Annotated in this window: 23 protein-coding genes; 6 read left to right on the top strand and 17 right to left on the bottom strand. The window is 70.6% G+C overall.

Going from position 1 to position 22268, the window contains the following annotated elements:
• Positions 1–112: 112 nt before the first annotated feature.
• Both AB663_RS07255 and AB663_RS07250 read left to right on the top strand, forming a co-directional pair.
• The gene (locus AB663_RS07255; RefSeq protein WP_067197373.1) at positions 113–1060 is read left to right on the top strand and encodes a DNA-3-methyladenine glycosylase family protein; all 948 of its coding nucleotides are present in this window, start codon (positions 113–115) and stop codon (positions 1058–1060) included.
• A 17-nt stretch (positions 1061–1077) separates the two neighbouring features.
• Positions 1078–1284, top strand: a complete 207-nt coding sequence (locus tag AB663_RS07250) for a hypothetical protein (protein WP_067197370.1) — start codon at positions 1078–1080, stop codon at positions 1282–1284.
• Positions 1285–1325: 41 nt separating this feature from the next.
• On the opposite strand, the gene AB663_RS07245 is transcribed toward AB663_RS07250, so the two are convergent.
• Genes AB663_RS07245 through AB663_RS07230 form a run of 4 tightly spaced genes read right to left on the bottom strand, consistent with a single transcriptional unit; the run spans position 1326 to position 5130 of the window.
• Positions 1326–2081, bottom strand: a complete 756-nt coding sequence (locus tag AB663_RS07245) for an iron ABC transporter ATP-binding protein (protein WP_067197364.1) — start codon at positions 2079–2081, stop codon at positions 1326–1328.
• Positions 2078–3097 carry an iron chelate uptake ABC transporter family permease subunit gene (locus AB663_RS07240; RefSeq protein WP_067197362.1) on the bottom strand — a complete coding sequence of 340 codons (1020 nt, stop codon included), beginning with the start codon at positions 3095–3097 and terminating at the stop codon, positions 2078–2080. The genes AB663_RS07245 and AB663_RS07240 overlap by 4 nt, the downstream gene beginning before the upstream one ends.
• Positions 3090–4076 (bottom strand): ABC transporter permease, encoded by a 987-nt coding sequence (locus AB663_RS07235; protein ID WP_157540969.1) that lies wholly within the window; start codon positions 4074–4076, stop codon positions 3090–3092. The genes AB663_RS07240 and AB663_RS07235 overlap by 8 nt, the downstream gene beginning before the upstream one ends.
• Before the next feature lie 55 nt (positions 4077–4131).
• Positions 4132–5130, bottom strand: a complete 999-nt coding sequence (locus tag AB663_RS07230; protein WP_067197359.1) for a siderophore ABC transporter substrate-binding protein — start codon at positions 5128–5130, stop codon at positions 4132–4134.
• A gap of 99 nt (positions 5131–5229) precedes the next feature.
• Between AB663_RS07230 and AB663_RS07225 the strand changes: the two genes are divergently transcribed.
• Together AB663_RS07225 and AB663_RS07220 are read left to right on the top strand one after the other, a co-directional pair.
• On the top strand, positions 5230–5991 hold the full coding sequence (locus tag AB663_RS07225) for a siderophore-interacting protein (RefSeq protein ID WP_067197356.1): 762 nt from the start codon (positions 5230–5232) through the stop codon (positions 5989–5991).
• Between the two features lie 41 nt (positions 5992–6032).
• Positions 6033–6443 (top strand): VOC family protein, encoded by a 411-nt coding sequence (locus AB663_RS07220; protein WP_067197353.1) that lies wholly within the window; start codon positions 6033–6035, stop codon positions 6441–6443.
• 6 nt (positions 6444–6449) lie between these two features.
• Here AB663_RS07220 and AB663_RS07215 read toward each other — a convergent pair whose 3' ends face one another.
• From AB663_RS07215 to AB663_RS07185, 7 genes are all read right to left on the bottom strand, one after another.
• The gene (locus AB663_RS07215; RefSeq protein WP_067197350.1) at positions 6450–7187 is read right to left on the bottom strand and encodes a pyrimidine reductase family protein; all 738 of its coding nucleotides are present in this window, start codon (positions 7185–7187) and stop codon (positions 6450–6452) included.
• Positions 7188–7196: 9 nt separating this feature from the next.
• On the bottom strand, positions 7197–7664 hold the full coding sequence (locus AB663_RS17700; RefSeq protein WP_067197347.1) for a dihydropteroate synthase: 468 nt from the start codon (positions 7662–7664) through the stop codon (positions 7197–7199).
• Positions 7661–8068, bottom strand: coding sequence for a dihydropteroate synthase (locus AB663_RS17695; RefSeq protein ID WP_067197343.1), 408 nt, complete (start codon positions 8066–8068; stop codon positions 7661–7663). The genes AB663_RS17700 and AB663_RS17695 overlap by 4 nt, the downstream gene beginning before the upstream one ends.
• Positions 8065–9198: an NAD(P)/FAD-dependent oxidoreductase gene (locus AB663_RS07200; protein ID WP_067197340.1), complete on the bottom strand. Its 1134-nt coding sequence runs from the start codon at positions 9196–9198 to the stop codon at positions 8065–8067. Before AB663_RS07200 ends, AB663_RS17695 begins: the two co-directional genes overlap by 4 nt.
• Before the next feature lie 39 nt (positions 9199–9237).
• Positions 9238–9891 (bottom strand): GTP cyclohydrolase I, encoded by a 654-nt coding sequence (gene folE, locus AB663_RS07195; protein ID WP_083511156.1) that lies wholly within the window; start codon positions 9889–9891, stop codon positions 9238–9240.
• Between the two features lie 72 nt (positions 9892–9963).
• Positions 9964–11418, bottom strand: coding sequence for an MFS transporter (locus AB663_RS07190; RefSeq protein WP_083511155.1), 1455 nt, complete (start codon positions 11416–11418; stop codon positions 9964–9966).
• Positions 11419–11496: 78 nt separating this feature from the next.
• Positions 11497–12831 carry a M20/M25/M40 family metallo-hydrolase gene (locus tag AB663_RS07185; RefSeq protein WP_232304661.1) on the bottom strand — a complete coding sequence of 445 codons (1335 nt, stop codon included), beginning with the start codon at positions 12829–12831 and terminating at the stop codon, positions 11497–11499.
• A 110-nt stretch (positions 12832–12941) separates the two neighbouring features.
• Here AB663_RS07185 and AB663_RS07180 point away from each other — a divergent pair, with 110 nt between their 5' ends.
• A complete protein-coding gene (locus tag AB663_RS07180) occupies positions 12942–13952 on the top strand; it encodes an FUSC family protein (RefSeq protein WP_067197331.1) in 1011 nt (336 codons plus the stop codon).
• An 85-nt stretch (positions 13953–14037) separates the two neighbouring features.
• A complete protein-coding gene (locus AB663_RS07175; RefSeq protein WP_067197328.1) occupies positions 14038–14448 on the top strand; it encodes a VOC family protein in 411 nt (136 codons plus the stop codon).
• 18 nt (positions 14449–14466) lie between these two features.
• Here AB663_RS07175 and AB663_RS07170 read toward each other — a convergent pair whose 3' ends face one another.
• From AB663_RS07170 to AB663_RS07145, 6 genes are read right to left on the bottom strand one after another with little or no spacing between them, the layout of a single operon-like run.
• Positions 14467–15981, bottom strand: a complete 1515-nt coding sequence (locus tag AB663_RS07170) for a PucR family transcriptional regulator (protein ID WP_067197325.1) — start codon at positions 15979–15981, stop codon at positions 14467–14469.
• Positions 15978–17006, bottom strand: coding sequence for an S-methyl thiohydantoin desulfurase domain-containing protein (locus AB663_RS07165; RefSeq protein ID WP_067197322.1), 1029 nt, complete (start codon positions 17004–17006; stop codon positions 15978–15980). Before AB663_RS07165 ends, AB663_RS07170 begins: the two co-directional genes overlap by 4 nt.
• Before the next feature lie 9 nt (positions 17007–17015).
• Positions 17016–18119: a DUF917 domain-containing protein gene (locus AB663_RS07160; protein WP_067197319.1), complete on the bottom strand. Its 1104-nt coding sequence runs from the start codon at positions 18117–18119 to the stop codon at positions 17016–17018.
• The gene (locus tag AB663_RS07155) at positions 18116–19234 is read right to left on the bottom strand and encodes a DUF917 domain-containing protein (RefSeq protein WP_067197316.1); all 1119 of its coding nucleotides are present in this window, start codon (positions 19232–19234) and stop codon (positions 18116–18118) included. Before AB663_RS07155 ends, AB663_RS07160 begins: the two co-directional genes overlap by 4 nt.
• A 1-nt stretch (position 19235) precedes the next feature.
• Complete coding sequence (locus AB663_RS07150; protein WP_067197312.1) at positions 19236–20783, bottom strand: hydantoinase/oxoprolinase N-terminal domain-containing protein; 1548 nt, start codon at positions 20781–20783, stop codon at positions 19236–19238.
• A gap of 32 nt (positions 20784–20815) precedes the next feature.
• Complete coding sequence (locus AB663_RS07145; RefSeq protein WP_067197309.1) at positions 20816–22150, bottom strand: purine-cytosine permease family protein; 1335 nt, start codon at positions 22148–22150, stop codon at positions 20816–20818.
• Between the last annotated feature and the right edge of the window lie 118 nt (positions 22151–22268).

Genomic DNA, 22268 nt, shown 5'->3' with positions numbered 1-22268 from the left:
CGGGGAGGGCGCATGGGCACGGCCGCGACCCGACGCGCCGCGGCGAGGAGCACATCACGCCGCGGACCGGCGTTCGAGCCCGAACGTCAGAAGGCCCGCGTAGGGTGGGCGCATGACCCTCACCGCAGACACGCACGCGCCGCCCAGCCCGTCCGTGCAGACGGTGTACCGCCCCCGGCAGCCCGTCGACCTCGCACGAACAGTGGGGATGCTGCGCCGCGGCGCAGGAGACCCCACGACGGTGCACGACGGGCCGGTCATCTGGCGCGCGATGCGCACCCCGATGGGGATCGCCACCCTCGCGCTCCGAGCCGCGGCTGACGGAATCCATGCGACGGCGTGGGGACCCGGCGCCGAACGCGCGCTTGCGAGCGTGCCAGCGCTGTGCGGGGCGGAGGACGACCAGTCCGGCTTCGATCCGTCCCGGCATCCGCTGATCGCCGATGCCGCGCGCCGCCACCCCGGCATCCGGCTCGCCCGCACCGGCGAGGTGTTCGACGCTCTCGCCTGCGCCATCATCGAGCAGAAGGTCACCGGCATGCAGGCCTTCGGCGCGTGGCGCGCGCTCGTCACGCGGTTCGGCGAGCGCGCACCCGGCCCGACCCCGCGTCCCCTCTTCGCGCCGCCTCCTCCCGAGGTGTGGCGGCGCATCCCGTCGTGGGCCTGGCATCGCGCGGGAGTCGAGCCACCGCAGTCCAAGACGATCGTGAGCGCGGCGGCCCGCGGCGACAGCATCCACCGCGCGCTGCTGGCGGCGGCCGACGGCGACGCCCGCGACCGGGTGCTCACGAGCCTGCCCGGCGTCGGCCCGTGGACCTCGGCCGAGACGCGCATCCGCGCTCTGGGCGATCCGGATGCTGTGAGCGTCGGCGACTATCACCTCGCGCACGAGGTCGGCTACGCGCTCACCGGAAGCCGGACCGACGACGCCGGCATGCTCGAGCTGCTCGCGCCGTGGGCCGGCCACCGCCAGCGCGTCATCCGCCTCATCTTCGCGAGCGGCGTGCGCGAACCACGGCGCGGCCCTCGGCTCGCCCCGGAAGACCATCGGCGCCGCTGAGCTCTAGGCTGTTGCCCATGGCTCCACCCCGTCGCACCGGCATCCGACTCGCCATCTCCGCGGCACTGCTGGTGCTGGGCGTCGTGATCGGCCTCATCTTCGAGAACGTCTGGCTCGGGGTGCTGCTGGCGGTCATCGTCTGGTTCGGATGGTTCCTCGCCGTCGAGTCCCGCCGAGGGCACAACGCCGGCGTGAACGACGAGGATCACGGCATCGAGCTCTGAGCGACGGTCCCCGCTGCCTCCGCAGTGCCCCGGGGGCGAGCTCAGTAGTACACCGCGAGAGGACCGGAGGGCCCTGGCACGACCTGCACGGGGGTGTCGAACACGCGTGTCAGCACGGCATCCGTCATGATCTCCTCGGGGGCGCCGAACTCGACGACGGCGCCGTCCTTCATGGCGCAGATCCGATCGGCGTAGTGGCCGGCGAAGTTGATGTCGTGCAGCACGATGACGATCGTGCGGCCCAGCTCGTCGGCGGCGCGCCGCAGATGCTTCATCATCTGCACGGCGTGACGCATGTCGAGGTTGTTGAGCGGCTCGTCCAGCAGCACGAACTCGGTGTCCTGCGCGAGCACCATGGCGACGTACGCGCGCTGTCTCTGGCCGCCCGACAGCTCGTCGAGGTAGCGGCCCTCGAGCGCGCGGAGGTCGAGGAAGTCGATCGACCGGCTGATGATCTCCTCGTCGTCGCGCGTGAGGCGTCCGTGGGTGTAGGGGAAGCGGCCGAATCCGACGAGCTGGCGCACGGTGAGGCGGGTGACGAAGTGGTTCTCCTGCCGGAGGATCGACACGACACGGGCGAGGTCCTTCGGCTTGGTCGACGCGACGTCGAGCCCCGCGATCTCGATGCTGCCCGCGTCCATGCCGCACAGGCGCCCGATCATGGTGAGGAGGGTGGACTTCCCCGCCCCGTTGGGCCCGATGAGCGCCGTGATGCCACCGGCGGGGATGTCGAGATCCACGGGGCCGATGGCCACGTCGGTGCTGTAGTCGCGGCGGACGCCGGAGAGTGCGATCACAGTCGCCCCTTTCTGAGGATGACGAGGAGGAACAGTCCCCCGCCGACGAGCTCGATGAGGATCGACACCATGCCCTGCGCGTAGAACACGTGCTTCATGACGAAGTACGCGCCTGCAAGCACCGTGAACGCGGTGAGCACGGCGACGGGGAGGATGAGGCGGTGATCGTGCGAATCGGCGAACTGGTAGGCCAGGGTGGCCACGAGGAAGCCGAGGAAGGTCATGGGGCCGACCAGAGCCGTCGACGTCGCCATGAGGACGGCGACGAGGGTCAGCACGATCAGCAGCTCGCGCCGGTGGTCGAGGCCGAGCGACCGCGCGACGTCGGCGCCGAGCGCCATCGTGTTCAGCCTGCGGGCGCGCAACCACAGCACCGCCGAGGCGCCGAGGCAGAGCGGGATCGCCAGCGGCAGCACCTCGGGGTCGGCGTTCGACACGTTCCCGAACAGCCTGGCGGCCAGCACGTCGAACTCGCTCGGAGTGAGCAGCCGCTGCATGAACGTCGACACGGCCCCGAGGCCGCCGCCGATGACGATGCCGACGAGCAGCATGATCTGCAGGTTGCCGTACCGCCCAGACAGCAGCCAGCCGTAGAGGGCCACGGCGAGCGCGACCATCACGGCGACCTGCAGCGCGAACGAGCCCACCCCCTGCAGCGCGACGACGCCTGCGACCCCGAACAGGTACACGGAGGTCGTCTGCACGACCCGGTAGAGCGACTCGAACCCCATGATCGACGGCGTGATGATGCGGTTGCCGGTCACTGTCTGGAAGCACACCGTCGCAACGGCCTGAGACAGGGCGACGACCGCCATGACGGTCACGTTCGTCGCGCGGTGCGCGGCGATGCGCCAGAACGCGTCGGTCCCGAACGGCATCGGGTTGCCCCACGCGAGAAGCCCGAACCCCGAGCCGGCCGCGAGCACGACCAGCACCGCGAGGATCACGGCGAACCGTCGCCGGGATCGGACGGTCGGGAAGGGGCCGGCCGTGCGGAGTTCCGTCGCCTCAGCCACGGCGGCGCTGCCTGAGCAGGAGGACGAGGAACACGGCGGCTCCGACGACGCCGAGGATGAGCGACACCGGTACCTCGAACGGCATGATGATCGTCCGCCCGATGATGTCGCACACCGTCACGACGGCGATGCCGAGGAGGCACACCCACGGGAGGTTGCTGCGCAGGTCGTCTCCGCGCACGAGGGAGACGACGTTCGGCACAATGAGCCCGAGGAAGGGGAGGTTGCCCACGACCACCGTGACGACGCCGGTGACGACGGCGATGAGCGCCGTTCCGAGCAGGATCATGCGGTCGTAGTTCACGCCGACGCTCGTCGCGATCTCCTCGCCCAGTCCGGCGACGGTCAGCCGGTCTGCCACGAGGAAGACGAGAACCCCGACCACGGCGACGAGCCAGAGGAGCTCGTACTGCCCGCGCAGCACCGAGGTGAAGCTGCCGGCGAACCACACGCCGATCGTCTGCAGCGAATCGGTCACGAGCGCCAGGTAGGTGGAGACGGCTCCGACCACGGCGCCGAGCATGATGCCGACGATCGGCACGATGAGAGAGGAGCGCAGCGACACCCGGCGCAGGAACGCGAAGAAGACCATGGTCCCCACGAAAGCTGCGAGCACCGCTCCCGCCATGCGCAGCGGGATCGACGGATGCGGCACGAGCACCATGACGGCGAGCAGGCCGAGCCCGGCCCACTCGGTCGTCCCGGTCGTGGTGGGCTCGACGAAGCGGTTCTGGGTGAGCAGCTGCATCACGAGACCGGCCATCGCCATGGAGGCGCCGGCGAGCACGAGGGCGATCGTGCGCGGAACGCGGGTGATGAGGAACATCTCCCCGCCATCGGCGGCTCCGGCGATGTCGTAGACACCCGTGACGAGGGACACGACGAGCAGCACGGCGACGACGAGCACGCCGAGCAGGAGTCGGGGGTCGAGGAGCCGCCCGCGGGTGCGGGGCTCCTCGGTCGGTGCGGTGCGGATCATGACGGCTCGCGCGAGCGGCGGCATCCGATCGTCGCCGGATGCCGCCGCGACGCCCTTACTTCTTCGCGCTCTTCTCGAGGGCGTCCGCGAGGTCGTTGAGGAACTCGGTGTACGTCTGGATGCTCTCGTTGAGGTACGTGTCGGTGGGCATGTAGACGATCTGCTTCTGCGTCACCGCCGTGACCCCGGCCAGAGCTTCGGTGTTCTCGATGATCTCCGCCGCCTGCACGTAGTCGGGCGTCTCGTCGGCGAAGACCGCGTCGCGGTCGAGCACGAGGATCCAGTCGGGGTCGGCCGCGGCGATCGCCTCGACCGAGATCTCATCGCCCTGGTGGTCGTCGGTGGCGTCGGCGACCTCGAGGGCCGGCGTGAGGCCGAGGATGTCGTAGATCGGCCCGAGCGACCGTCCGACCGTGGGTGCCAGGTAACCGATGGTGCCGCCCGACGTGTTCACCGCCATGACGGTGTCGGCGCTGTCGTAGGCCTCCTTCGCACGGTCGACCGCCGCCTCGAAGTCGGCGACGAGCGCCGCGGCCTCGTCCTGCTTGCCGAAGATCTCGCCGAGCGCCGTGACCTGTCGGATGAGCTCGGCGTCGAACGGCTCGCCCTCGCGCGGCTCGAGATCGATGATCGTCGCGTCCGGAACGAGGTCGGCGATCGCCTTGTCGTGCTGGGTGAAGCGCTGACCACTGATGATGAGGTCGGGCTCGACCGCCACGAGCGATTCCAGATCCGGCTCCGTGTGCAGGCCGAGGTCGACGATCGAGTCGTCAGAGGCGTACGAGACGGTGTCGGGCATCAGCGCCACGGCCGCGGCGCTGAGCTCGACACCCCAGTCGGCGAGGGTCTGAAAGGTGCGGTTGTCGAGCGCCACGACCGACGAGGGGGGAGTCGCGATCTCGTGCGTGCCGGAGTTGTCCTCCACCGTCACCGTGGCGGCCGACGCCTTCGCCCCCTCGGGCTCCGCGGGGCCGCCGGACGCGCATCCGGCGAGGACGAGCAGGCCGACGACACCGAGGCCGCTGATCGCGAGGGTTCTTCTGGGCACGGACATGGAGAGACTCCTGTTCTGCTGTGAGAGTGCGCGCGCTCGGCGCCGGATCATCGAGGTTAGGACGACCTTACCTCGATGAGGATAGGTTAGCCTTACTTTATGAGCGAATCGAAATCCGGATTCTCGATCGAGCGCCACGGCCTCGATCTCCGCTTCCGCCTGGCCACGCTGGCGGAGCGCGAGTGGCTCGCGCCCGACTTCGTGCGCGTGCGCCTTCGCGGCGAGGAGCTCGCCGGGTTCCAGTCGCTCGGGGCCGACGATCACATGCGGCTGTTCTTCCCCGACGGTCCGGTCGGCTCCGTCGAGGAGCTGCGGGCCTCTCCCAGCCGCGAGTACACGCCGCTCGCCTGGGGCGAGGACTGGCTCGACGTGGAGTTCGCGGTGCACGGCGACGAGGGTCTGGCCGCGCCATGGGCGGCGGGCGCTCCCCTCGGATCGCAGATCGGCGTAGGAGGACCGCGCGGCTCCGCCGTGATCACGGGCTCGCCCGGCTCCTGGCTGCTCGCGGGCGATGAGACCGCGATCCCCGCCATCCGGCGGTTCTCCCACCTCATCCCCGACGGCACCCCCGCGCGCATCGTGATCGAGACCCTGTCGGCAGGACGCGAGGTCGACATCGACACCCCCGTCGACGTGGAGTGGCTGCACCGCGGCGACGCGCCGGCAGGCTCGGCGCTCATCGCCTTCCTGGCGGGGATGCCGGATGCCGCGGGGCCCGACCCGTTCGTGTTCATCGCGGCCGAGCAGTCCGTCGTGAAGCCCGGCCGCGCCCTGCTGTCCCACTGGGGCGTCGACCCGGCCGTCGCCGTGGTGAAGGGCTACTGGAAGCGCGGCGAGGCCGAGTACCACGCCCCGCACTGACCCTCCCGCACGTCGGCCGCAGCATCCGTCAGACTGGGGACATGGCACTCGTCGATCACCTGGGAATCACCGTCGCCGACGTGGAGCGCGCACGCGCGCAGTTCCACCCGGTCCTGACCGCGCTGGGTTACGAGCTCGGCACCGAGGAGGAGGGCGGCATCTCCTGGCACCACGGCGACGACACCGAGATCATCCTCTACGCGCCGCGCGCCGACGATCCGGAGCCGCACCAGCACGGCCGCGTCGGATGGCAGCACCTCGCCTTCGCGGTCGACTCGCGCGATGAGGTCGACCGTCTGCACCGCGTCGCGACGGATGCCGGCTGGACCGTCGTGCGCGACCCGAAGGTCTATCCGCGCTTCAGCGACCGCTACTACGCGTCATTCGTCGAGGACGACAACGGGATCCGCATCGAGTTCATGCACAACCCGCCGCGCGAGACCGCGGAGTAGCCGCCGTCAGCTGCGGGTGTAGCGCAGCAACAGCTCATCTCCGGCACGCAGCACCGACTCCAGGCGCATGCCGGTCGGCGCCTCCGTCCCACCGCGGACGATCCGTCCCGCCGAACCGTTCTGCAGTCGCGGCGCCAGGGTCAGGTGCAGAGCGTCGACGGCCCCCGCCTCCAGGAACGAGGCGAAGAGCGTCGGGCCGCCCTCGGCATGCACGCGCCGCAGACCGCGCGCCGCAAGCTCACGGCGCAGCGCCTGCGGGTCGACACCGGATCCCCCGGTCACCACCACATCCGCCACCTCGGCGATCCGGTCTCTCCGCGCGGACGGCACCCCCGGGACCGTGCACACGACGGGCCTGACCGGCGCCTCGGCGAACATCCGGTCGTCCGGGTCGAGGTCGAGGCTCGCCGACACCAGCACGAGCGTCGGCTGCGGCGGAAGCCCGCGCGCGATGCGCCACGCGACCGCGTCGTGGGCGACACGCAACTCCGCGTACCCCTCTGCGCGAGCGGTGCCCGCACCGACGAGCACGGCATCTGCGTCCCAGCGGAGCAGCCCGAACAGCCGCCGATCGGCGTCATCGCCCAGTCCACCAGAGCGGCCGTCCTGCGTGGCGGCGCCGTCGATGCTCGAGATGAAGTTCATGCGCAGCCACGGCCCGTCAGGCATGCGGGTCAGTTCGAGCAGCCGCTCGTCGTCGAGGTCGCCCTCCGGGTCGGGCCAGAGCCGGTCGATGCTGGTCATGGCTCCTCCTCACACGTTGTGCGTCGGGTGCGCGTTGTGCTCCAGGCGGGCAGGCGGTCGCATGCCCAGTATCGCCTCGATCATGCGGGCCGCGTCGACGGCGGCTGCGACGTCGTGCATCCGGACGATGCGCGCGCCCTTCACGACGCAGGCCGTCATCGCCGCGATGGATCCCGCCAGCCGTTCGCCCTGCGGCCTGTCGATCGACTCGCCGATGAAGTCCTTGTTCGACACGGCCACGAGCAGCGGCGGCCCGATCGCGGCGATCTCCTCGAGCCGGCGGGTCAGCTCGAGCGTGTGCAGCGTGTTCTTGTCGAGATCGTGGCCGGGATCGATCACGATCCGTTCCCTCGGAATGCCGGCTGCCTCTGCTCGCGAGATGCGCTCGACGAGGAAGTCGCGCACCTCCGCGACGACATCCTCGTACCGCGCAGCCGGCTTCTCGGCGCGCGGCGGCCCCACGCTGTGCGTGATCACGATGTGCGCGCCCCCTCGGCCACCACGCGGGCCATCCGCGGGTCGCCGAGGCCGCTCGTGTCGTTGATCACCGATGCACCCGCGGCGATGGCGTGCCGGGCGACCTCGGCGTCGTTCGTGTCGACGGAGATCACCACGTCGGCGCCGGATCGCACGATCGCCTCGACGACGGGCACGAACCGGTCGATCTCCTCCGCCGTGGTGACGGCCGGCCCGCGCCCGAACGGCACACCTCCCACGTCAACCCAGTCGGCGCCGAGCTCTGCGGCACGCAGCGCGGTGTCCACCGCCCGCTCGAGCGCGAACGTCGCGCCACGGTCGAAGAACGAATCAGGGGTCCGATTGACGACCGCCATCACGGCGACACGCCCCGGCACGAGGACGGGGCGACCTGACGCGCTCATCTGCTCGTCCCGATGCTGTCGCGCACGCTCTCGGACGCATCCCAGTCGTTGGCGTGCATCGCGGCCACCACGCGGCCATCGGCGACCCAGTACGCGCGGAACGCGCCGCCGTGCGCGGCATCCGTGTTTCCTTCGATGTCGACGCGGTCGTACCCTCCCGGTCCCACGCTGCCGAAGTACTCCATGCCCAGGTCGTACTGATCGGTGAAGAAATACGGCAGGCGCGTGTACGGCTCCTCGGCTCCGAGCAGGTTCCGTGCCACGACCTCACCCTGGCCGATCGCGGTGTCCCAGTGCTCGACCCTGATGCGCCGCCGGAGCACGGGATGATCGTGTGCGGCCACATCTCCGACGGCGAAGATGTCGGGATCGGACGTGCGGAGAGCGGCGTCGACCAGCACGCCGTTGTCGACCTCGAGTCCGGCGGCCTCTGCGAGTCCCGTCGATGGCACGGCCCCCACTCCGACCACGACGACGTCGGTCTCGGCGAGGTCGGACGCCTCGACACGGGCGTTCAAGCGCAGGTCGACGCCGTGGTGCCTGTGCAGATCGGCGAACACCGCGGCAACCTCGGGCCCCAGCACGCGGACCAGAGGCAGTTCGGCGGCTTCGAAGACCGTGACCTCCGCGCCCGCCTGCCGTGCGGCGGATGCCACTTCGAGCCCGATCCACCCCGCACCCACGATCGTCACCCTGGCACCGCCGCGCAGCTGAGCCTTCAGCCGGAGGCTGTCGTCGACGGTCCGGAGGTAGACGGGCGAGGTCACGTCGTCGGCGAGCGCGAACCTGCGCGGCTCGGCGCCCGTGGCGAGCAGCAGGCGGTCGTAGCGGACCTCCGTCGCGCCCGCCGCGCCATGCGCCGTGACGAGGTGCCCGACCGGATCGATGCGCGTCACCCGGGTTCCCTGTTCCACCCGCACCGCGTTGTCGCGGTACCACGCGGCATCATGCACGGCGGCCTCGTCGACGCTCTTGGTGCCGAGCAGGACGTCCTTGGAGAGCGGCGGACGTTCGTAGGGCAGATGCGGCTCGGCCGCGAACAGCACGATCTCCCCGTCGTATCCACGTGCGCGCAGTTCGGTGGCCGCGGTGGCGCCCGCGAGGCCGCCGCCGACGATCGCGATGGTCATGATGCGTCCTTCCTCATGGATGCCGGCTGCTCCCGGCGGTCAGTGCGCGCGCCCGCCAGCGAGCGCGAAGAACTCGGCGCGCGAGCGGGCTTCGTCACGCAGCGCTCCGCGCACGGCGGATGTCGTGGTCGTCGCCGTTCCGGCTCTGGCCCCGCGCAGGGTCATGCAGCTGTGCGCCGCCTCGATCACCACTCCCACCCCGCGGGGGCGCAGATGTCTGTCGAGCGCGTCTGCGACCTGCACCGTGAGCCGCTCCTGCGTCTGCGGACGACGGGCGTGGTGATCGACCAGGCGCGGAAGCTTCGAGAGGCCGACGACCCTGTCTGCGGGGAGGTAGGCCAGGTGGGCCACGCCCGTGAACGGCAGAAGGTGGTGCTCGCATACCGAGCGGACCGGGATGTCTCGGACGAGGACGAGCTCGTCATAGCCCTCGGCGTTCGCGAAGGTCGTGAAGTCGAACGGCTCAGGGGTCAGCAGCTCGGCGTACGCCGCGGCGAGCCGGTGCGGCGTACGCGCAAGATCGGAGGCGTCGAGGACGTCGACCTCGACGCCGAGAGCCCGCAGGAAGGCGCGCGCCGCATGCTCGGCTGCGGCGACGTCTATGGTGCGGTGCCCCGCGCTGATGCGCAGCCGATCCACGACGGCGCGCTCATCGAGGGGAGCTGCGGGTTCTTCTGCGTATGCGAGTGACATCGGCGCCTCCTTCGTCTTCCTCCATGAGACACCCGGCGCCACTCTAAAATCATGAGTCTTGTTTTTTAGAAACTACCGATCGGTGAACGCCGCCTCGGCCACCGCCGGACGATCGGTGAACGCCTCCTTCGGCACGAAGACGAGCAGCACGGCAGCGACGAGAGCCGCCCCCCCCCCCCCCAGCCATACCGTGATGTACCCGGCCAGAGAGCCCGCGGTCTCGCCCGCCGCCGTGCTCGCGCCGTTCAGCAGGGCGATGCCGAACACGCACGATGCGATCGCGCCGCCCACGGTCTTCACCGAGTTGGTCAGCCCCGTCGCCACACCGGTCTGCGTGGCCGGTGAGGCGGATGCCGCGGCAGCGGGGAGCGACGCGACGAGCGCGCCGGATCCGACGCCCGCGACCACCATGTTCGTCACGACCTGACCGTAGCTGTCGTGGAACGGAAGGAAGAGGAGGTACCCGGCGCCGACGAGGAGCGACGCCGTCATCAGCGTCAGCCGTGGCGTGGCGCGCCGCGCGACGATCGGGAAGAGCAGAGCCCCCGCGATCATCGCCACGAGGTAGATCCCGATGATAAGCGAGGTGCGGAATCCGCTGGTGCCCAGCCCGTAGCCGTACACACCGGGGTCGGTCCGGGCGAACGTCGAAAGCGGCGCCTGCGCTCCGAGCACGCTGACGCCGAACAGCCCCGCGGTCAGGAACACCGGCCACAGAGCCGGCGAGCGGAACATGCGCACATCGATGACCGGATCGCGGTGACGCAGCTCCCACACCGCGAACGGCACCACCAGCAGAACCCCGAACGCCGTCATGATCCATGCCGACGGGTTCGCGACACCGCCCTCCAGCCGCAGCAGTCCGAGACCCCCGGTGAAGCAGAGCAGGGCGAGAGAGATCAGCACCACCCCGGCGGTGTCGAACACGCCGCCCATCGGCTCCGGCGATTCCGAGACCCCGAACAGCACCACGAAGAAGCACACGACCACGAGCACCGCCGGGACGAGCAGCACGACGGGGAGGGGCAGCGTGTCGACGAGCGCTCCGCCGGCGAGCGCCCCGGCGATCGCACCTGCTTCGAGCGTGGCGACGAGGATGCCCGCGGCCTTGGCGGTGAGTCGCGAGCGTCCTTCCATGCGCCGCGACCGAGACCAGATGAGTGCGATCTCCAGGGGCAGCCACACGACGTAGAACCCCATCAGAGCCCACGCGACGAGGAACAGCGCGAAGGAGTCGGTGAACGGCAGGACCAGGCCGGCCGCGGCCGTCAGCGCCGTGGAGAGGAGCAGCATCCGCTTGTGCCCTACCATGTCGCCGAGTTTCGCGAAGGCGGGCACGACGAGGGCGGACAGCATGAGCTGGGCGCCCTCGAGCCAGTTGACGTCGGCGTCATGGATGCCGAGGTGCCGGGCGATCGTGCTGAGCATGGGCGTGTAGTAACCCTGCAGCACGCCGCTCGTGAACTCGACGAAGGCGAGGAAACCGACGACCGACGCCAAGGCGCCGAACGTTCGGGTGCGCATCATCGCGGCTCCTGTTCTCAGCATCGGAATGCGGCCCCGGCAACCGAGAACGGACCGGATGCGGAGCCGCGGCGGATGACATCACCCTAGTCGCTGGAGAAGCGTGCGATGGAACAGCTCGCCCCGCTCGAGCGCCGCGATCTCGACGCGCTCGTCGACCCCGTGGATCGACGCGCGCTGCGCGTTGGACATCTCGAGCGGTGCGAAACGGTACACGGCAGGCGAGAAACGGTGGAAGTGCCGGGAATCGGTGGCCGCCATCATCACGTACGGCACCGCGGGGACGCCGGGATGCGAGACGGCGAGGGCGTCGGCGAGCAGGGCGAACTGCGGGCCGTCGACCGGCGACTCGGGAGAGGGCTCACCCGCCTCGATCACCCGCACCGACACGAGAGGGTCGGCGATGCGGCGACGCACGCGCAGCACGGTCTGCTGCGCGGTCTCGCCCAGAGCGATGCGGAGGTTGATCGTCGCGGTCGCCTGCGACGGGAGGACGTTCGCCGCCGTCCCTCCGTTCTGCATCGTCGGGGCCACCGTGGTGCGCACGAGCGCCGCGGGTTCTCCGCCGAGGGCTGCGAAGACGCGGGCGGTGAGCCATGGCGTCGCGGCGAGCAGCCGCAGCAGGTAGCGCGGCAGGCCCGGCGTGCGGTCGGCGAGCCGGGAGAGCATCCGCCGGATCGCCGTCGAGGCGTGCGGCCGGAAGGTGCCGGGCCCGAGGCGGTCGACGGCCCGTGCGACCCGTCGGACCGCCGTGAGCGACGGCGGCGCCGAGGCGTGTCCGCCCTCACCGCGCGCCGACAGCGTGAGCGTCATCACGCCCTTCTCGCCGACGCCGATCATGGCGGCTCGTCCCGGCACGAAGGGCAGCGGTGCATCCACGACCGCGCCGCCCTCGTCGATGACGAGCCACGGGATGATGCCGCGCTCACGCAGCACCCTGGCGATCTCTTGCGCCGCGTGACCGTAGGTCTCCTCGTTTCCGCCGAAGCTGAGGTACACGTCTCTGGCCGGCCGGAAGCCGTCGGACAGCAGGTTCTCCACGGCTTCCAGCACGACGAGGAGAGGACCTTTGTCGTCGAGGGCGCCGCGGCCGAACACCATTCCATCGGCGATCACGCCGGCGAACGGGGGGTGGGACCAGTCGTCGCTCTCGTCGACCGGCACGACGTCGAAGTGCGCCATCAGCACGACGGGCCCGTCGGCGATCGCCCCCGTGCCGGCCCAGTGGAAGAGAAGACCCAGCTCGGTGTGCCTCTCGAGAGCCAGGTGCTCGTGCACGAGCGGATACAGCTCGGCGAGGAGCGTGACGAAGTCCTCGAACGGCTGCGGTCCGCGCTGCGCATACTCGGCCGACACCGTGGGCACCTGGATCATCCGCGACAGGCGTTCGGCGAGTCCAGGACGGGGTGAGATCACGCGGCCATCGTATCCCCGCATGCCCTGCCGCCCGCGCCTCGTTCCCGCTCCGCCGGTGCGTTCCGCCTCGGTGCTCCGCGGGAGCGGCCGAAGAGCGCGAGAATGGAGTCGTGAGCCTGTTCGCCTTCGCACCCGCGCGCGGGCCGCGATGGCAGCTGGCTCTGCAGGCGGCGCTCGGCATCGCCGTGCCGATCGCCGCGATGACCCTCGCGGGCGCGCCGGCTCTCGGCTACATCGCGGCATCCGGAGCCTTCACGGTGCTGCACCTGGGCGCGCTCCCCGTCGTCGAGCGGGCACGGGCCCTCCCCCTCGTCGGGGCCGCTCTCATCGCCTCGGCCGCGCTCGGCGTGTGCGCGTCCGTCAACGCCCTCGCGTCGAGCGTCGGCCTCGTCATCGTCGCCATCGTCAGCGCCGCGCTCGCGTTCGGGTTCCGGCTCGGCCCGCCGGGGCCGCTGTTCTTCGTGCTCGTGTTCGGTCTGTCCGCGCACCTCGTGGGCGCTGGCGGTGTCGACGGCGCCGTGTATCTGGCCGCGTTCGCGACCGGCTGCCTCTTCTCGTACCTCCTCTCGCTCACGCCGCTCGTGCTGCCGCGCGTGCGCGCCAAGAACGCGCGTCCGGTGCGCGAGATCCTTCCCGGCCCTCGCCTCTCCGCGGACGGGCGGATGCTCCTGGTGCGCGTCGTCCTCGTGACAGCGGTGGGTGTGCTGCTGGGCGCCGTGATCGATCAGCCCCGCACCTATTGGGTGGTCGGCTCCGGCATCGCCGTGATCGGCGTGGCGGCCGCGAGGCGCACGGCGTTCCAGCGAGGGGTTCACCGGATGCTGGGCACGGTGATCGGCGCGGGCGCGTACGCGCTGCTCGCCGCGCTGCATCCGGCCGGGCTGTGGCTGGCCGCGCTCCTGGGCGTTCTGCAGTTCACGATCGAGATCGTCGTGGTGCGGCACTACGCCCTGGCGCTCGTCTTCATCACGCCGCTGGTGCTGCTGCTCGCCGGCGCTGCGACCGGCACGATCGGGTCGATGGACGTCGCTCTCGAGCGCATCGTCGACACGCTCGCGGGCGCGGTGCTCGGCGCCCTGTCCGGCGTCCTGCATCCGCGGTCTGCCGCGCCGCGCGAGTGAGCCTGAGCACTCTTGTGCCGCCCTTCACTCGGGCGCAGACTGAGACCCGCGGCAGGCAGCCGATCAACCGCCCCGAGGAGCTCCCATGGCGAATCTCAACCCGTACCTCTCCTTCCGCGACAACGCTCGTGAGGCCATGGAGTTCTACCAGAGCGTGCTCGGCGGCGATCTCGATGTGAGCACCTTCTCGCAGTTCCCCGACATGGTGCAGGACGAGAGCGAGCAGGACCTCGTGATGCACGCGCAGCTCACGACACCGGACGGCCTCGTGCTGATGGCGTCCGACACCCCGAGCTCGATGCCGTACGAGGCGCCGCGCGGGTTCTCCGTGTCTCTCAGCGGCACGAGCTCTGACACGACGCGCGCGGTGTGGGACAAGCTGTCGAACGGAGCCACCGTGACGATGCCACTCGATCTGGCGCCCTGGGGCGGACTGTTCGGGATGCTCGTCGACCGCTTCGGCGTCAGCTGGATACTCAACGGCGACCCGGAGTAGGCAGGCGCCCGCGTCTGCTCAGCGCGGCAGCACGGCACGGCAGGCGAGGTGGAGCGCGAGGCGCGCCTCGGGGTCGCCCATGTCGATGCCGAGGAGCTCTTGCACTCGTCGGATGCGCACGGCGACCGTGTTGCGGTGCAACCCCAGGGCGGTAGCCGTCGCCGCGATGCCTGACTCGTTGTCGAGGTAGGCGGCAAGGGTCATGAGCAGCTCCCCACCGCCGTCTCGGAGCGGTGCGAGCAGAGACTGCGCCGCGGGAACGAACGTGTCGTTCCCCGTCCAGGCGAGCAGCAGCTGGTCGAGTCCGAGGCTGTCGACCCGAACGAACCACCCGGCCGCCGAACGCGCCGCGGCGATGCGCGCGGCGTCGCCTGCTTCATCGAGCGTCGCAGCGAGCCCCTCTGCTCCGCGCTGCAGGGAGCCGACGCCCGTCGCGACCGTGAAGTCGCGCAGGGCGGACGCGTGCAGGTCGCGCAGCGCCGCGACCGCGCGCTCGACCACCTCGGGGCCGGGGGCCTCGGTGAACGTGAGCCAGCCGCTCACTCCCCGCCCTGCCGTCGTGGCATGCGCGTCGGCACCCATCGCCGTCAGGCCGGGACTGAGCGAGCGCAGCAGCGAGAACGGATCGAGTCGTCCTCGCGCCACCATGCGGAAGCCGATGTGGTGTCCGGATGTGCGCCACCCCCGCTCGGCCATGCGGCGTTCCACGTCGGGGTCTGCCGCACCGTGCAGATCGACGAAGTCGCGGAGCAGGCCGGATGACACGGCGACATCGTTCACGGCGGCGACCTCGTCGATGAGGATGCGTGCGGCGACGGCAGGCATCGCGACCTCGGCGGCGACCGACAGTGCATGCAGCTGCGTGTCGCTGAGTCCACGGCCGAAGAGCACGAGGCGGAGCCCGCCGCGTCCTGGGCTGTCGACCCGAACCGATGCGGCGGCGAGGTCGCGGGCCCTCGCCAGCTCGATCCAGGACTCGGTGCCGAGAGCCGTCCGAAGCTCCTCGCCCAGCGTGCCACCGGCTTCGTGGAGCACGTGACCTGCATCGACGAGAGCGACGCCGAGGCCGAGGTTCGCCGAGATGTGCCGCAAGAGGTCCGAGAGATCCTGCGCAGAGTATTCGAACGACTGCGCGACCTTGCGCACCTGGCTGAGCGTGAGGGCGTCGCGAGCCTCGATGAGCATCCAGCAGGCCTTGGCGAGCTGCACGGGGCGTGCGACGTCGAGCAGCGTGAGCCCGAGCCGGCCGGCGAGCCGTCGCGCACCCTCGTCCATGCGCGCCGCCCCGGGCATCGCGAGCCCTGTGAATCCGCGGTCGCGGATACGGCGGAGCATCGCGTCCTGCTGCCATACGGCTGCCGGTGCGGATGCCGTGAGCACGGCGAGGCACCCTCCGCCCTCCCCTGGCAGGTCGTCTTCGCCGGCCTCGACCGACACGGCGCTCCACGATGCGTCCTCCGGACCTGCCACGACCGACACGCCTCCGTTCGGCTCGTGGGCGAGCAGCGCGCTGAGCAGCAGTCTCTCGTTCATGCGGCATCGAGTCCCGCGAGTCCGTATGCCGAGGGGACGACCCGCGCACGACGCTCCGGCGACGCGCTCCACCACGCCGGTGCGGGGAGGCCGATCACGGCGACGTGCCGCGCGAGTCCCAACTCGGTCACCTCGAGGATCTCTCGCGACACCGCATCGAGCACCACGATCACGGTGGGAGCAGCCGCCACGAGTCGACCGTCGTCGAACACGGCGAGCGTCTCCGAGCGCGTGACGATACGCTGCACGGCTCCCCCTCGTCCCGCGACCTCGACGGCGCTGGCGTGCGGATCGCCCGGCGCCGCGGCGGTCGAGAGGATGCGCCCTTCGGCGAGGAGCTCTCCGCCCAGCGCAGCCGCGAGAGCCGGGAGTGGTGCGTGCCGCGAGCCGACGTAGGCCCGACCGAGCGCGAGGGCATGCCGCAGATGCCCCGTGATCGCATGCTCGTGCAGATCGCCGACGGTGAAGCCCGCGAGCACGGCGCAGCCGACGCCGCCCGCCTGCACGATCGCCGAACGGACGACGCGCTCGGCGTCTATGGGTCGCGCGGCCTCCACGAGAGCGACGCCGCCTGCGCCGGTGTCGCAGGCGAAGACGAGCCCGGGGACGCGGTCGACGAACAGCGACATCTGGTCGAGGCCCGGCACGGCGCGCCCGGTGCAGTCGGCATCGACCACGGTGTGCGTCGAGGCGAGCAACAGCGGGGCGAGCCCGTTCATCCCTCCGCCCTCCAGCGAGCACACCGCAGGCACCGGATGCCCGAGCCACCGCTCGACGGCCGCGAGCAGCGGAGCGAACGGCTCGAGTCCCGGCATCCGCTCACCCAGCAGCATCGTCGATCCGACGAATGCGACCCCCAGGCACGGCGTCGACGCATCGAGTTCGGATGCCGCGGCGATCGGCATCGGCCAGCCGCCGGAACCTCGCAGCATGAGTTCGAGCATGGTGGTAGAGCCGCCACCGCCGGATCCGAGCAGCGCGTAGCCGCGTGCGAGCGCCGTGAGGTCGTCGCGCGCCAGCTCCATGCGCTCAGCCTACGGCGCGGTCAGCGACTCGACGGGTGTGAACTCCTCCGTCAGCCCGAAGGCGGACGGCCCGAACGCGGCGAGCGCGGCAGGTGTGCGCATCATGTCCGGCGTGGAGATGCCGAGCACCCGCACGCGCTGACCGTAACGGAGCCCTTCGGTCGTGATCGGCTCGGCGCTCTCGTGATCGACGACGCAGATGAGGTCGGGCACGATGGCGACGAGGCGCCCTCCGCGACGCGCCGTGAGGTTCTCGTTCTGGAACGCGATCTCGAAGACGTCGCCGTCGTCCGCGCCGAGTGGCGCGATGGTCGCCTTCCCTTTCGCGAACCCCTCCGTCGTGCGTCGCTCGACATCGACGACCTTGCCGACGCACAGCTCGCGCATGTGCGGGTACAGGGTCGTGGACAGCACTTCGGCGATGGCGTCGAACGGCGACCGGTGCTCTTCCCGGGCGACGCGGATCGCTCGGCCGAGAGCGAGCGCCATCGAGAGCGTTCGCGGCACGGCGGTGCGGCGCACGTCGGCTCCGGTCATGGCGTACTCGGCGATGTGGCCGACCCCGCCGAGGCGGATCGTGATGCCGCGGGCGAGCCACTCCATCTGCCTGTCGTCGGCGCCCGTGTCGATGACGACCTTCTCGCCCCGCTCCCCCGCCAGGGCGAGCGGGGAGCCGTGCACGCCGTAGACGGCGAAGGTCTCCATCGACAGCTCGGGGAACGCGCGCCCCATGCCGTCGGCATCCACCACGGGGAGCCCCGTCTCGGCGGCGACGACGAGCGGGATCATCGAGTTGATGCCCCCGCATTCGATCGGCATCGTGGCTTCGGCCGTGCGTCCGAGGTGCTCCTCCAGCGTGCGCAGGGCGAGCGTCGGCTCGGTGCCGGCGGGGATCTTCTCGACCATGACCGTCGGCGCGCCCATCTGCGCCGTGGGGATGACGAAGAGGTCGTCAGCGATCTCGTCCGGGTCGAGGATCGTGATGCTCCCCTCGCCCAGCACCCGCTCGACGAGCATGGTGCCGATGTACGGGTCGCCGCCTCCGCCGGTTCCCAGCAGCGTCGCGCCGCGGGCGAGATCGGGCAGGTCGGCGGCGGTAAGGTGCCAGCTCATTTCGTCTCGCTCCGCTCGCTCAGCGCACCGCACTCCGTCTCCCCCGTCGAGACGGTGCCGTCGAACCGGTGCGCCGGCAGGTCGTAGCCGAAGTACCCGGGGCCCACCATCGCCAGGGCCTCCGCGGAGTGCCACCGCTCGTCGGCCGGGGCGGCGATGACGCGCACACGCTGTCCGTAACGCAGCCCCTCCGTGGTGATGGGCTCTCCGGACTCCCCGTCGAGCACCATGATGAGGTCGGGCGTCGTCGCAAGCACCTCTCCGTCGCGCTCGGCGACGAGGTGCTCGTTCTGGAACTGCAGGGTCAACGACGAGCCGGCCTCGGCGTCGATGCGCGCCCGTCCACGCGCGAAGCCCGTTGTGGTGGCGCGCTGCACGTCGACGACCTTGCCGCCGAACAGCTCGCGTCCGCCGAGCAGCTCCACGGCCGCGGCGACCGGATCGGACTTGTCGGCCCTCGCCTTGGCGATGCGCTCACCGGTGCCGATGCAGCGCGACAGGGAGCCCGCGACGAGCGATTCCCTGGCGGCGGTGCCCGACATCGAGAACCCGGAGATCATCACGGAGCAGCCCATCTCGACGCAGGCCACGCGGGCGATGCGCTCGGTCCAGGAGTTGTCGACGGTCTGCAGCACACCGGTGTTGCCCTTCTCGTCGCTGAACGCGAGCGGAGAAGCGGTGACCCCGTACAGCGTCGGGAGCACCATCTGCAGCTCGGGGAATGCCCGGCCCATGCCGTCGGCGTCCACGAGCGGCAGCCCGAGCGCGGCTGCGGCGGCGATGGGGATGGTGGAGTTCACGCCGCCGACCTCGGCGCAGGCGATGTGGGTCACGGGGCGGCCGAGATGGATGCCGAGAGCCTTCACGGGCTCGACGACCTCATCGAGGCTGGGCAGCTTCTCGACCATGACCGTCGGCGCGCCCATCATGGCGACGAAGAGCACGACCGCGTCGTCGGGGACCTCGTCGAGGCCGACGACCGTCACGTCGCCTGCGGCGAGGGCCTGTCGAGCGAGGAGCGCGCCGATGTACGGGTCGCCTCCTCCCCCGGTACCGAGCACGGCGGCCCCGCGGGCGAGCCCGTCGATGTGAGCGGGGGTGATCGTCCAGCTCACGTCACACCCCCATGTCGAGGTCGCCGACGGCCTTCACGCGGATGCGCGTGGCGTTGCCTGGGAGGTACGGGATCGGCACCTCGTCGAAGTCGATGATCGACACCGTTGACGGCTTGGCTCCAGCGGCGATCGCCTTGTCGACCGCCTCGGCGCGCACCTCGGCGATCGTCTCCTCGCGGCGGCCGGGCTCGATCGCGTACACCTTGTCGATCTCGCCGCCGACCTGGGCGATGGAGGCGCCGATGGCGTTGGCGACCGCGTAGTTCTGCGGACGGTGCACGGTGCCGAACAGCGGCAGCTCATCCGGCAGCAGGATCGACCCGCCGCCGACCGCGACGACGGCGATGGGCTCGGGCGAGGTGCGCATGCGGTCGACGGCCTCGGAGACGCGTTCGGCGATCCGGTCGAGCACCCGGGCGACGAAGTCGGGATCCAGGTGCGCGACCTTCGACGGGTCACCGACCTGCGCCCGGCCGGCTGCGACGGCGATGTCGGTGGCGGTGAGGGTGGAGCCGCCGAACACGAGCGCTTCGGTCGTGAGGCGGTAGCCGACCGAGGCCGGGCCGACCTCTGCGGTCTCCTCGTCGACGATGCTGCCGCCGCCGATGCCGAGGGAGAGCACGTCCGGCATCCGGAAGTTGGTGCGGATGCCGGCCACCTTGACCTCGTTGGCCGTCTCACGCGGGAAGCCGCCGATGAGCAGGCCGATGTCGGCCGTGGTGCCGCCGACATCGATCACCGCGCAGTTGTCCAGTCCGCTCGTGGCCGCCGCACCGCGCATCGAGTTCGTCGGGCCGGATGCGAAGGTGGCCACGGGGTACCGGCGCACATACTCCTCGTCCATGAGGGTGCCGTCGTTCTGGCTGAGGAAGATCGGAGCGTCGATGCCCTGTGCGCGGACCGCGGAGGTGAGGCCGTCGACGATCTCAGAGGCGAGCTCGCGCAGCGCCGCGTTGATGATGGTCGCGTTCTCGCGCTCGAGGAGCCCGATGCGGCCGATCTCGTGCGACAGCGAGATGGCGGCATCCGGGCCGAGCACCGAGGCGACGATCTCGGCGGCCTGCACCTCGAGATCGTGGTTGACGGGGCTGAACACCGACGAGATGGCGACCGAGCGGATGCCGTGGGCCTTCATGTCCTCGGCGTGCGCCCGCAACTCGTCGGGGTCGAGCGGCGAGATCGGACGTCCGTCGAACTCGTAGCCGCCGTGGGCGAGGTAGCTGCGCGCCTGCGTGGCCTCGACGAGCACCTCGGGCCAGTCGACCAGCGGCGGCAGGGCGCGCGTGGCGGGCAGGCCGAGCCGCAGCGCCGCGACCGGGGCGAGGCGGCTGGCCTGCACGAGAGCATTGATGAAGTGCGTCGTGCCGATCATGACGGCCTCGATCTCGGCCCCCTCGAAGGGGCGCCCCGCGCGCAGGTCCTCGATCGCCTGGACGATGCCGCTCGTGACGTCGGATGTGGTGGAGTGCTTCACCCCCGCCAGAGTGCGCATGCCGTCCATGAGGACGGCGTCGGTGTTGGTGCCGCCGACGTCGATGCCGATGTGCATGGTTCTCGCTTTCTCGATGGTGAGGATGTGTCTCAGGCCGCCGCGGCCTCTTCGGGCGTGCGCTGACGCGTCGTGGCGACGCCGACGCCCCTGACCCAGCCGAGCTTGCCGACGACGATGTACAGCACCATCGACAGGAAGAGGCTCAGCAGCGAGGGGATGCCCCAGGTGACGAAGTACCCGACGAGCGACGAGACGAGCCAGACGACGATCGTCGCGGGCACGATGCGAGGTGCGGTGGCCGGAAGCGTGCCCTCATCGCGCGTGGCGTCGAGCTCTCCGCGCCAGCGGCGCACGACGTAGTACTCGGCGACCATGATGCCTGCGATGGGCGGGAAGGCGACGCTGAGCACGGTGAGGAACTCGGTGAACTGCCCGAGGATGCCGACGGCGGCGAGCACCGACCCGACGACGCCCAGCACGATGGTCGTCGTCACGCGGTGCAGGTTCTTGCCGAACGCGGTGGAGATGAAGTTCACGAGGCCCAGGGTCGAGGAGTACAGGTTCCAGTCGTTGATCTTCAGCGTTCCGGTGAGCACGATGAACAGGCCGATGAAGCCGACCGACGACGTGACGATCGCGACGATGTCGCCGGTGCCCGCCGCGTGCGCGAGCAGCACGCCGGCCAGACCGATCACGAACTCGCCCAGCGACACGCCCACCACGGTCTGCTTCACCACGTCCGCGCGCGAGCGGTTGAAGCGGGTCATGTCGCCCGTGATGATGGCGCCGACGATGAGGCCGCCCGCGACGATGCCGGTGCCCGCCCAGACGCTCATGCTCGGTCCTGGCGCCGGGCCGGTGAGGAGCTCGGTGAAGTCGTGGCGGGTCAGCTCGGAGATCACCGACCACCCGACGAGGATCAGGAAGAGCGGAACCGTGACGTTGGCGAGCCACTGCATGCCGACGAACCCGAACGCGACGATCGCCGTGACGGCGAGACCGAAGATGAGGCTCCACGCCCACACCGGCAGAGCTCCGGGCATGAGGGCGTCGAGGGATTGCGCGGAGATGGCGGACTGGATGCCGAACCATCCGATGAGGCTGATGCCGATGGCGAGGCCCACGAGCGAGGCGCCGATCTCGCCGAAGCCGGTCCACCGGGCGAGGAGAGCGGTGTTGAGACCTTCACGCTGGCCGATGAAGCCGACCACGCACATGATGACCTCGAGGATGAGGGAGCCGAACAGGAAGGCGAGGACGGCCTCGCCGAAAGTCATGCTGTAACCGAGGGTCGCGCCGAGGAGGAACTGCGAGAGGGCCGAGACCTGGCCGAATCGCTGCACGGCGATTCCGAACCAGGGCTTTCGGGCGTCAGGAGTCACTCGGGAGAGCGCGAAGTCGTCTGCGTGCGCCGTGCGTGCCATGAGGATCCTTCGGGAGGAGGGACGGGTTTGTCGCCACAGTAGTGACGACCCCTTCCTCACGACATGTGCATTCCGCACGAGAATGCTCGCTGGATGTGCGGACTGCACATCCAGCGAG

Source organism: Microbacterium sp. XT11, assembly GCF_001513675.1.
Classification (GTDB): domain Bacteria; phylum Actinomycetota; class Actinomycetes; order Actinomycetales; family Microbacteriaceae; genus Microbacterium.
Note: the sequence above shows the minus strand (reverse complement) of the source record. Positions and strands in the feature narration are given on the sequence as shown.